This is a genomic window from Streptomyces misionensis, from assembly GCF_007896895.1.
Taxonomy (GTDB): domain Bacteria; phylum Actinomycetota; class Actinomycetes; order Streptomycetales; family Streptomycetaceae; genus Streptomyces; species Streptomyces misionensis_A.
Window position 1 is genome coordinate 35,411 of sequence record NZ_VOGW01000162.1, and the last position, 10,023, is coordinate 45,433.

The following is a 10,023-nucleotide window of genomic DNA, read 5'->3' on the forward strand; positions in this document are numbered from 1 at the left end:
CAACCGATTAACCCGGCAGCGGATTTCCGTACGGCCTTCTGGGTGTTGGTCGTTGTGGGATGGTTTGGGACATTTCGTACGGCTTACTGGAACGCGCCGGGGTGGGTCTGCTCCCGCACCGCCGTGAACTGCTGCCGCACCGCCTGCCCGACGGCCAGCTCCTCGCCCGGCTCCAGCACCTGTGCCGCCGCGCCCTGCCAGGCCGGCGGGGTGCGCGGATCGAGGGTGCCCTGCGACACGCCCAGCGCCCAGGCCGCCTGCCGGGCCGCGCCGATCGCCGTGTAGTCCGCGGGCTGCGGTACGACCACCTGCGCGCCGAACAGCGAGGGCGCCGCGGCCTGCACGGCGGGCAGTTCGGCGGCCGGGCCGAGCAGGAAGATCCGCCGCACCTCCACGCCCCGCCCGCGCAGCACGTCCAGCGCGTCGGCGAGTCCGCACAGCATGCCCTCGAACGCGGCCCGCGCCAGGTGCTCCGGCTTCATCGACTCGCGCCGCAGCCCGGCGAGGGTGCCCGCGGTGTGCGGCAGGTTCGGCGTGCGCTCGCCCTCCAGGTAGGGGAGCAGGACCAGGCCGTGCGCCCCCGGCGTGGACTTCATCGCCAGCTCGGACAGGGCCTCCAGGTCCGGCAGGCCGAGGAGTTCGGCGGTGCCGCGCAGGGCGCGTACGGCGTTCAGCGTGGTGACGACCGGCAGGTGCATGCCGGTGGCGTCGGCGAGCGAGGTGATCATCCCGGACTGGTCGGCCAGCGCCTCCGGGTGCACGGCCATCACCGAGCCCGAGGCGCCGAGCGAGACCACCGCGTCCCCGAGCCCGATCCCGAGCCCGAACGCGGCGGCCATGGTCTCCCCGGTGCCGGCCGAGATCAGCAGACCCTCCGGGGTGGTACCGGCCGCCTCGGCCGGGCCGATCACCTCCGGCAGCATCGCCTGGTGGCCGAGCGCCAGCTCGACCAGGTCGGAGCGGTAGGCACCGGTGGCCGCGGACCAGTAGCCGGTGCCGGAGGCGCCGCCGCGGTCGGTGGTACGGCGCACCGGGCGCCCGAGCAACTGCCACACCAGCCAGTCGTGGGCCTGGAGCAGCACCGCGACGCGCCGGGCGTTCTCCGGCTCGTTCTTGGCCAGCCAGCGCAGCTTGGTGACGGGATGCGCGGACTGCGGCACACAGCCGACGGCGTGCGCCCAGGCCTCCCGGCCGCCGAGCGCGTCCACCAGGTCGGCCGCGGCGACCTGCGCGCGCCGGTCCCCGCCGACCAGCGCCGGGCGCACGGTGTTGCCCTGGGCGTCCAGCGGGACCAGCGCGTTCTGCTGCGCGGAGACGCCGATGGCCTGGACCCCCTCCAGCAGTCCGCCGCCGGCGGCTTCACCGAGGGAGAGCAGCCAGGCCTGGGGGTCGATGTCGCTGGGGCGACCGCCTTCCGGCGGGTCGACGGGATGGGGGGCGTACCCCTGCCTGAGTAGGGCACCGGTGTCTGTGTCACAGACCACGATGCGGGTGAAATCAGGTGAGCTGTCCAAACCGGCGACTATCCCCATGCGGACGATTTTGCCGCATCACCGCGCCGGGTCCGGCCCCCGCCGCCGGGTCAGGTGGCGCTGGTGCCCCAGTCGTCCCCCGCCGTGCCGCCCGACGTGCGGTCCTTCAGGGAGCGGACCCGCTGGGCGACCGAGTCCGGGACGCGGTCGCCGACCTTGTCCGAGACCGTGTGGAAGGCCTTGCCCGCGTAGCTGCGGCCCTGCTGGGCCGCGGTCTCGGCGGTGTTGCGTACGGCGGGGTTCTGGGCGATCTGACGAGCGGACTTCTTCAGCTGCTCGTAGCGCTCGCGTCCGGCCCGTGTGCCGAGTACGTAACCGATGGCCAGTCCGGCGATGAACGTGAGCCGGTAGCGCATGGCTGCCACCCTTCCCGTGCGTTGGTGTCTGGTGCGACGCAGGTGCCCGAGGGTACCGATTGGCGGAGCACCCCCCTGCTTGCGCTAATGTATGTGTCGCAGCGAGCGACCGCCCCCTGGCGAATACCCGGGGAGGTCCGTTCGATGCAGACGAGGCGATCCTCCGTAGCTCAATTGGCAGAGCAGCCGGCTGTTAACCGGCAGGTTACTGGTTCGAGTCCAGTCGGGGGAGCTTCGGTCCTCCGTAGCTCAATTGGCAGAGCAGCCGGCTGTTAACCGGCAGGTTACTGGTTCGAGTCCAGTCGGGGGAGCACGCTGAACGAGGGCCCCTCAGGGGTCCTTTTTCATGTCCCCGGGAACCGCCGTGGCCCGCGCCGATGTCCTCAAGGTCATGAGCAGCGCGGAAGCCGACCATCCGAGGCAGGAGATCGTATGAGCGGCTATGCTGCGGCAGACGGCGCGCACACTTGTACGCGACACGCCGCTATGGGGCGGTAGCTCAGCCGGTTAGAGCAGCGGACTCATAATCCGTCGGCCGTGGGTTCGAGTCCCACCCGCCCCACCGGGCGCTACACGCGCAGAAGCGTTTCTACCTGCAGAAACGTATGAAGGAGGGCCGCCACGCCAGCGTGGCGGCCCTCCTTCACTCCCTCAGACCAAGATCCAGGGGACAGACAGGGGACACGGTGCGGGCGACATACGAGGCATAGGCGAAATCAGCCGTATCACCTGATCGGTGCCGTGGCGGGAAAGTGTCGCGCGAGGCCTCGGCTCTCTGTCGCCTCTTCCGCACGCCGGGGCGCCGCAGCTCTTGGCGCGGCGTATCGCTGCTCTCGGCTCACCGGTACCGCGACCGTGTCCATTGGCTTCGGGATCGCCCCCTCGGCTGGAGCGAGGGCTCGACAGCGGCTACCCGTCTGACCCGCGAAACGGGAACACGCAGGCGAGATCGAGGCCGGGGCCGAACGGGGGGCAGGGGAACGCATTCCGCACCTGCCGCCTCGCGGTTGAATGGCGGGCGTGGCACGGAAAGTGGTGGGGTTCGACGAGGACGATCTGCGGGCGCTTGCGGGGGCTCGGTCGTTCGAGCGGGGGCTGGGGTACCTGGACGCGGTGAGCGGCCTGGAGGTGGGGGACGGCTCGGTCACCGCCGTGGTGCACGGTACGGATGGCTACGAGGTGGAGCTCACCCTCGGCGGGGACGACGGACTCTCGGGATGGTGCGACTGCCCCTACGGGCAGGAGGGCAACTTCTGCAAGCACTGTGTGGCCGTGGGGTTGACCGTGCTGCGGCGGGCGAAGACGATCCCGCACCAGCGGGCAGTGGCAAAGGCGCGCGCCTCCGGGCTGGAAGCGTGGCTCACGGCGCTGTCACGTGACGAACTCCTGGCGCTGGTGCGGGAGCAGATCGCCGAGGACCGACGGCTGCGCAGGCGACTGGAGTTGCGGGCCGCCGCCGCTCACTCCGACCTCGGTACGCTCCGGGACCGGATCACGACCCTGATCGATCCGCGCCCCTTCGCCCGCTACGGATATGTCGAGTACGCCGATGCCCCCGGGTATGCGCGGCAGGTGGCAGAGGCGGCGGCCGCACTGCGCGCCCTGAGCGCCGACGGGCGAGCGGCGCACGCGGTCGGCCTGGCCGAGGAGGCGATCCGGCTGCTGGGGGAGGCCTGTCGGGAGATCGACGACGCCGACGGCGTGGTCGGGGAGGCCGCGGCCGCGGTGGCCGCGGCCCATCTGGAAGCATGCGGAGCCGCGCGCACCGATCCGGAGCGGCTGGCCGAGTGGCTGGTCGGCCACGTACTCGGCGACGACAGTGAGGTGACGGATCTGGATCCGCTCGACTACGCCGAGGTGCTGGGGCCGGGCGGGCTGGCCCGCATGCGGCAGCTGGCGACCGAGGCGCGGCGGCGCGGCCCGTCCGGCTGGGCGGAGCGGTATCTGATGGAACGTCTGGTCAAGGCGGAGGGTGACGTCGACGCGCTGGTCGCCCTGTATGCACAGGACCTCGACCCGTCCGGTGCCACGCATCTGCACATCGCTGAGGAGCTGGAATCGGCGGGCCGCGCGGACGAGGCGCTGGCCTGGGCGGAGCGCGGACTGCGGGACTGCGCCGCCGAGACGCACATCGATGGCCGCCTGGCCGACTACGTGTGCGCCCGGTACGTGAAGGCGGGGCGGTCGGCGGACGTGGTCGGGGTGCGCCGGGCCCGGTTCGGTGTCGAGCGGTCCCTGGCCGCCTACCGGCAGCTGCGCGCTGCCGCCCGGGCGGGGGAGTGCTGGGAGGACGAGCGAGCATCCGCGCTGGCCGCCCTGGAAGAGGACGCCCGCCGTGCGCGCGGGGGTTGGTACGGCGGGACCGTTCTGATCGACGCACTGCTCGACGACGGCGACCTGGACGCCGCCTGGCGGGAGGCGGCCGGCCAGGCCGACGACCAGCAGTGGGAGCGACTCGCCGACCTGTCGCGCGGGACGTGTCCGTCCGAGGCGCTCGCGGTATACCTGCGGCTGGTCGAGCGGCTGAAGGAGCCGACCGGCGACCGCGCATACGAGCACCTGGCACGGCTGCTGCTGGGTGCTCGCGACTGCCATCGCGCGCTGGGGACCGAGGAGGCGTTCACCGCGTATCTCACCGGCCTGCGGACGGAACTGAAGCGCAGGCGGAAGCTGATGAGCATCCTCGACCGCTACGGGCTGTGAATGGAGTGCGATCAGTCCTTGAGATCGATCATCTCTACTGGCTGTCCGGTCGCACGGGCGATCGTTTCGAAGTCGCGGTCGTAGTGGAGCAGCGTCAGCCCCGCCTCCTCCGCCGCAGCGGCGACCAGCAGGTCGACGGGGCCTGCACTGCGATGCTCGCCCTTGACAGTGAGCAGTTCCTGGACGACGCGTGCGCGTCGGTAGATGCCGTCGGGCATGGGGCACCAGGTGTAGTGGGCGTTCAGCGTGCGCTTCACACGTTCCCGGTCCGCCGCCGAGCGTGCGGAACAGAGGACTTCCAGTTCGGTGATGTCGCACAGGGCGACGAGCCCCGCGCCGATCCTGTCGTCCCACTCGGCCGTCGTCCGGCCGAGGAGGACGCGGGCGACGGCGGAGGTGTCGATCAGGTAGTCGGCGACGGTCACTCATCCGCTCCTGCATCGCGAACACCGTCCGGCCCGCCGGTGGGCCGGTACTTGCTCTTGTGGAGGAGGACAGCCATGTCGAGGGCGCCCTCCGCGACCAGTTCGCGGGCTTCTCCGAGAGCGCGCAGTCGCCGGTAGCGGGCGGTGACCTCCCGAAGGGCGGTGTTGATGGTGTCGCGCTTGGTCGTGGTGCCGAGTTCCTTGGCCGCGGCCTCCAGCGCCTCGTCGTCGAGATCGATCACGGTGCGGCTCATGGGCGCCTCCGTGTGTATACGCGGCTATATATCAATATATATGGTCCAGTATGTTCGACGGTGGGTGTTGCCCGTTACGAGGGGCCTGGCAGCAGCCCGGCGCAAGGAATGCCGATCGGGGCTGCCGTAGTCGAGTGGCGTCGCGAGGCATGGGTCGCGGCCGGGCTCCTCGAGGACGCCCCTCCTCCGCCGTCTCGCCCTCGGCCCGCACCCACGCTCTCGACTGGTCGGCGGACGCAGGTGAACCCGTGGTCCTGATTGTGCGTCAGCTCACTCGGTACCCGCCGCGCACGGCACCCGCCGTGGTCCCTCGGCGTGCGCATGGAGGAGGGCGCGGTACTCGGCGACCTGTTGGCCGACCTCGGCCAGTGAGCGGGGGCGGTGACGGCGCCGTGGCCGTCTCACCGCGTGTTCGGCGCCGCGGCAGGGCCTCGCCGGCGGAGGTGGTGTCGCAGGTGGATGCAGGACCGTTTCTACCTGGCGACGTATCGAGCCGTGATCGACATGCGCCGCTTCAGCCGGTCGGGTGCGGCGAGGTCGTGTCCTTCGACAGCGCCGCCCGTTCGGTCGTTCGGCCCACGAGCCGCCGGAGGGCACGGGCCGGGGTGTGGCCTGCCCCCCGGCCCGGCCGGGGGGCAGGCCCCCCTGCCGTCCGGTGGCTGGCAGGCTGTCCCGCGCGGACGGCCGTCGCGAGACTCGACGGCATGACGATTTCCACACAGGCACCCGTGGCCGCGGGTACCTCCGCCGCCGGCAGCGACTTCGCCCGCCTCACCCGGCGCATCACCGAGGCGGGTCTGCTGGAGCGGCGCCCCGGTTACTACACGCTGCGCATCGGTGTGGTGACAGGGCTGCTGGCGGCGGGCTGGGGGGCCTTCCTCGCGCTCGGCGACACCTGGTGGCAACTCGCGGTCGCCGCCTTCCTGGCGCTGGCCTTCGGTCAAGTGGCCCTCGTGGCCCACGACCTGGCCCACCGGCAGGTCTTCCGGCGGCGCCGGCCGAGCGAGACGTGGGGCCGGCTCTTCGGCAACCTCGGCATCGGCATGAGCTACGGCTGGTGGATGAACAAGCACACCCGCCACCACGCCAACCCCAACCACGAGGACCTCGACCCCGACGTCGCCCCGGACATCCTGGTGTGGTCCACCGACCAGGCCCGCGCCAGCAGCGGTCCGGCCCGCCTCATCGGCGGCCACCAGGCCTACCTCTTCTTCCCGCTGCTGACCCTGGAGGGATTCAACCTACACGTCGCGAGCGTGCGGGCACTGCGTTCGCCGTGGATGAAGAGCCGGCTGTCGGAGGGGCTCCTGCTCTTCCTGCACATGGCGGCCTACCTGTCCGCGCTCTTCGTGGTGCTCCCCCCGGGCAAGGCGGTGGCGTTCCTCGCCGTGCACCAGTGCCTGTTCGGTGTCTACCTGGGCTGCACCTTCGCGCCGAACCACAAGGGCATGCCGACCTTCAGCGGCGACGAGCGGCCCGACTTCCTGCGACGCCAGGTGCTCACCTCCCGCAACGTGCGCGGCGGACGGCTCACCGACGTGCTGCTCGGCGGGCTCAACTACCAGATAGAGCACCACCTGTTCCCGAGCATGCCCACCCCCCACCTGCGACGCGCCCGGCTGGTGGTGCGCGCGTACTGCGCCGAGATCGGTGTGCCGTACCACGAGACCGGACTGCTCCGGTCCTACCGCGAGGCGCTCGCCCATCTGCACCGGGTGGGGGAACCGATCAGGCGGCGGCGCCGGGCGGCCCGGGCCGGCCGGGCCTGAGCGGGCCGGGACGAGGGGCGCGTGGCAGGGGCGCGGCGGGCCGTCGCACGCGGCGCGCCCCCCGGCCGGTCGCGGGTGGTGTCCGCCGGCCGCGGAAAGTGCGGGAAGGAGCCGCGTACTTGGCGGATGCCGGTCACCGAGGCTTGAAGCCCACCCGGCGTGGGCACGGACCTCCTACCGGTGTCGGCAGGAGGAGACGTCATGGACCGTCGGATCCGGGTACGCGTCAGCCGGCGGCCCCCCGCGCCGCGCGAGCAGGAGATCGACCGCAGGACGCCGTCGGGGCGCGTGCTGCCGTACTGACCGTTCCGTTCTCACGGATGTCCTCGGGAGACGTGGCGGGCCGCCGCCGCCCGCCGGGCCGCGCGCCGGGGTTCCGGCGGGGGCGGGCCGGACGGGGCCGCGCCGGCGGGGATCGCCGCCGCGATGGTGGCCGACCAGGGTGTACGCGGCGATGATCGCGCCCGAGCCGAGCGCCGCGCCCAGGGCGGGCAGCTGGGCGCGGCCGATCCGGCCCGAGGCCAGCGCGAGGGCGGCCAGGCCCCCGGAGACCAGCAGCACGCCCACCGCCTGGACCGGGCTCAGCGCCCCGCCGAGGAGGGTGACCGAGGCGATGGCCACGAGCAGCGGGGCGACCCCGCGCGCCAGCGGGTACATCTGCCCGAAATCGCCCAGCTCGTAGGCGCGCAGCAGGAACAGCTGCGAGCTGACCTGGAGCGCGGCCGAGGCGGCCAGGAACGGCCAGGCCCCCGCCGGGGGCAGCGGTGTGCAGCAGACCAGGACGGCCGCGCAGCCGGTGCACGCGAGGCTGATCAGGGTGAAGCCGATCAGCTTGTCCGGGATGCGGTGGGCCATCGAGTTCCAGACGGCGTGCAGCACCGCGGCCGTGAGGACGGCGGCGAGCACTCCGGCGGACAGGGTTCCTGACATGGGGGCGGCTCCTGGCGGGGAGGTCTGGAATTCAATTCCACGGTAGGCTATGTACATGGAACAGAATTCCGCCACCGGGGGGACCGCCGGTACGGGCTCCCTCTCCGCACGGGTGCGGGCCCGGCTGCCGGAGCTGCGCGAGACCGAGGCCCGTGTGGCGCGGGTGGTGCTCGACCAGGGCGCGGCCCTGGTCCACCTCAGCGTCAGCGACGTCGCCGCGCTGGCCGGCACCGCCTCCTCCACGGTCGTGCGCACCTGCCAGCGGCTCGGCTTCCGGGGCTTCCAGGAACTGAAGATCGAGGCCGCCCGGCACACCGCGGAACCATCCCCGCCGCCGGCCGACGACCCCGCCGCGCACGCCCTCGCCGCCACCCTGCACGCCTCCCGCGACGCGCTGGACGGCGTCGCCGCCACCCTCGACCCCGCCGCGCTCGCCGCCGCGGCCGAGGCCCTGCACACCGCGTCCCGCGTGGTCGTCGTCGCCGCCGGGCTGTCCGGCGCGGTCGCCCTGGACGCCGCCTACCGGCTGCGCGCACTCGGCTGCGCCGTCGACGCGCCGCCCGACCCGCTGACCGCCCAGCTGGCCGCCGCGCAGCTGCCGCCGGACGGGGTGCTGCTCGCCGTCAGCCACACCGGGGCCACCCGCACCACCGTCGACGCCGCCCGCCGCGCCCGGCGGGCCGGTGCCACCGTCGTCACCGTCACCAGCTACGCCCGCTCACCGCTGAGCGAGACCAGCGGCCATGTCCTGGTGGCCGGCGGGCAGGACCTCGTCTTCGGACTGGAGACCTCCGCCAGCCGGATCGCCCATCTCGCGGCGGTGGACGCCCTGGCCCACCTCCTGATGGGCCTGCGCCCCGAGATCGCCCGCCACCACCTCGACCTGTCCGCCGACATCACGGCCGACCACGCCTACTGACCTACGGGGGGCGGGAGTTCAGGCGGCCAGCGGGTCCAGGACCAGCGGCTCGATCCGGCCCTCCAGCATCTCGCCCAGCCCCCGGGCGGCGCACAGGTCCGGGCGCTCGGCGATGTGCACCGGCATCCTGGTGGCCTCGCGCACCATCTGGTCGAACCCGGGCAGCAGCGCGGAACCGCCGACCATGATGATCCCGCGGTCGGCGAGATCGGCCACCAGGTCCGGCGGGCACTCGCGCAGCACCTTGCCGATGCCGTCCAGGACGGCCGTCAGCGGGGTCTGGATCGCGTTGCGCACTGCCGCGGTGTCGACCCGCACGTTCCGGGCGAGCCCGGTGGCCACGTCCCGGCCGTTGATCTCGGTCTGGGCCGGGCCCTGCGGGGTGAGCCCGTTGCCGGACAGGGCCAGCTGAAGCGGCCGTACCGACTGGCTGGGCAGCACCAGCTGGTGCGCGTGCCGCAGATGCTGCACGATCGCCTGGTCCACCGCCTCACCGCCCACCGGGATCCGCTCGGCGGTGACGATCGAGCCCAGCGACAACACCGCGACCTGGGTGGCCGCCGCCCCGCACACCATGATCATCGTCGCTTCGGGCCGCTCCACCGGCAGCCCGCAGCCCACGGCCGCCGCGATCAGCGTGTCCACCAGCTCCACCCGGCGCGCACCCAGCCCGACCAGCGTCTCCACCGTCGCCCGCTGGGCCAGCGGATCGGCGTCGTGCGGGGTGCAGGCGGCGGCGCGCAGCCGGGCCTTGCGGCGCAGCGCGCGGCGCATCTTGTCGCCGATCAGGTGCCGCAGCATGCGCTGGGCCATCTCGATGTCCACCACCGTGCCACCGGAGATGGGCCGGACCACCCTGATGTGGTGCGGTGTCCGCCCGGTCATCTGCTCCGCGAAGTCGCCCACCGCGATCAGCGAGCCGGAACGGATGTTCACGGCCGCGACCGAGGGCTGGTCCACGACCAGTCCGGCGCCCTTCACATACACCCGGGTGCGGGCCGCGCCCAGGTCGACGGCGAAGTGGCAGCGGCGCAACTGGTCCAGGCTGACGGTCACGGCGGTTCCTCCCGGGCGGGGCTTTCCTTGTCCCTGCATCCTGCGCGGGGCCCGGGCGCGGGCGCCTTCTGAAGGGGGC

9 protein-coding genes and 3 tRNA genes are annotated in these 10,023 nt (G+C 72.8%); 6 read left to right on the plus strand and 6 right to left on the minus strand.

The window, feature by feature from the left end:
• Window positions 1-83: 83 nt before the first annotated feature.
• The gene (locus FRZ03_RS26975; protein WP_146467736.1) at window positions 84-1,532 is read right to left on the minus strand and encodes a xylulokinase; all 1,449 of its coding nucleotides are present in this window, start codon (window positions 1,530-1,532) and stop codon (window positions 84-86) included.
• Between the two features lie 50 nt (window positions 1,533-1,582).
• The gene (locus tag FRZ03_RS26980) at window positions 1,583-1,888 is read right to left on the minus strand and encodes a YtxH domain-containing protein (protein WP_146467737.1); all 306 of its coding nucleotides are present in this window, start codon (window positions 1,886-1,888) and stop codon (window positions 1,583-1,585) included.
• Window positions 1,889-2,047: 159 nt separating this feature from the next.
• Here FRZ03_RS26980 and FRZ03_RS26985 point away from each other — a divergent pair.
• The 4 genes from FRZ03_RS26985 to FRZ03_RS27000 all read left to right on the plus strand — a co-directional run bounded on the left by FRZ03_RS26985 (window position 2,048) and on the right by FRZ03_RS27000 (window position 4,591).
• Window positions 2,048-2,120 (plus strand) — tRNA-Asn (locus FRZ03_RS26985).
• A 6-nt stretch (window positions 2,121-2,126) separates the two neighbouring features.
• Window positions 2,127-2,199 (plus strand) — tRNA-Asn (locus FRZ03_RS26990).
• Between the two features lie 177 nt (window positions 2,200-2,376).
• Window positions 2,377-2,450: transfer RNA gene (locus tag FRZ03_RS26995), tRNA-Ile, on the plus strand.
• Window positions 2,451-2,908: 458 nt separating this feature from the next.
• Window positions 2,909-4,591: an SWIM zinc finger family protein gene (locus FRZ03_RS27000; RefSeq protein ID WP_261399346.1), complete on the plus strand. Its 1,683-nt coding sequence runs from the start codon at window positions 2,909-2,911 to the stop codon at window positions 4,589-4,591.
• An 11-nt stretch (window positions 4,592-4,602) separates the two neighbouring features.
• On the opposite strand, the gene FRZ03_RS27005 is transcribed toward FRZ03_RS27000, so the two are convergent.
• Window positions 4,603-5,016, minus strand: a complete 414-nt coding sequence (locus FRZ03_RS27005) for a PIN domain nuclease (RefSeq protein ID WP_146467739.1) — start codon at window positions 5,014-5,016, stop codon at window positions 4,603-4,605.
• Window positions 5,013-5,270: a type II toxin-antitoxin system VapB family antitoxin gene (locus tag FRZ03_RS27010; RefSeq protein ID WP_146467740.1), complete on the minus strand. Its 258-nt coding sequence runs from the start codon at window positions 5,268-5,270 to the stop codon at window positions 5,013-5,015. The genes FRZ03_RS27005 and FRZ03_RS27010 overlap by 4 nt, the downstream gene beginning before the upstream one ends.
• Before the next feature lie 704 nt (window positions 5,271-5,974).
• Here FRZ03_RS27010 and FRZ03_RS27015 point away from each other — a divergent pair.
• Window positions 5,975-7,039 carry a fatty acid desaturase family protein gene (locus tag FRZ03_RS27015; protein ID WP_146467741.1) on the plus strand — a complete coding sequence of 355 codons (1,065 nt, stop codon included), beginning with the start codon at window positions 5,975-5,977 and terminating at the stop codon, window positions 7,037-7,039.
• 174 nt (window positions 7,040-7,213) lie between these two features.
• Here FRZ03_RS27015 and FRZ03_RS39330 read toward each other — a convergent pair whose 3' ends face one another.
• On the minus strand, window positions 7,214-7,969 hold the full coding sequence (locus FRZ03_RS39330; protein ID WP_186785630.1) for an EamA family transporter: 756 nt from the start codon (window positions 7,967-7,969) through the stop codon (window positions 7,214-7,216).
• A gap of 55 nt (window positions 7,970-8,024) precedes the next feature.
• On the opposite strand from FRZ03_RS39330, the gene FRZ03_RS27020 reads away from it, so the two are divergent.
• Complete coding sequence (locus FRZ03_RS27020; RefSeq protein WP_146467742.1) at window positions 8,025-8,888, plus strand: MurR/RpiR family transcriptional regulator; 864 nt, start codon at window positions 8,025-8,027, stop codon at window positions 8,886-8,888.
• A gap of 18 nt (window positions 8,889-8,906) precedes the next feature.
• Here FRZ03_RS27020 and FRZ03_RS27025 read toward each other — a convergent pair whose 3' ends face one another.
• Entirely contained in the window at window positions 8,907-9,944 is a 1,038-nt protein-coding gene (locus tag FRZ03_RS27025; protein ID WP_146467743.1) for a rod shape-determining protein, read from the minus strand.
• Between the last annotated feature and the right edge of the window lie 79 nt (window positions 9,945-10,023).

Coding starts and splice junctions, on each gene's coding strand:
- FRZ03_RS26975 (WP_146467736.1), bottom strand. CDS start 1,532: ATGGGGATAGTCGCCGGTTTGGACAGCTCACCTGATTTCACCCGCATC.
- FRZ03_RS26980 (WP_146467737.1), bottom strand. CDS start 1,888: ATGCGCTACCGGCTCACGTTCATCGCCGGACTGGCCATCGGTTACGTA.
- FRZ03_RS27010 (WP_146467740.1), bottom strand. CDS start 5,270: ATGAGCCGCACCGTGATCGATCTCGACGACGAGGCGCTGGAGGCCGCG.
- FRZ03_RS27015 (WP_146467741.1), top strand. CDS start 5,975: ATGACGATTTCCACACAGGCACCCGTGGCCGCGGGTACCTCCGCCGCC.
- FRZ03_RS39330 (WP_186785630.1), bottom strand. CDS start 7,969: ATGTCAGGAACCCTGTCCGCCGGAGTGCTCGCCGCCGTCCTCACGGCC.
- FRZ03_RS27020 (WP_146467742.1), top strand. CDS start 8,025: ATGGAACAGAATTCCGCCACCGGGGGGACCGCCGGTACGGGCTCCCTC.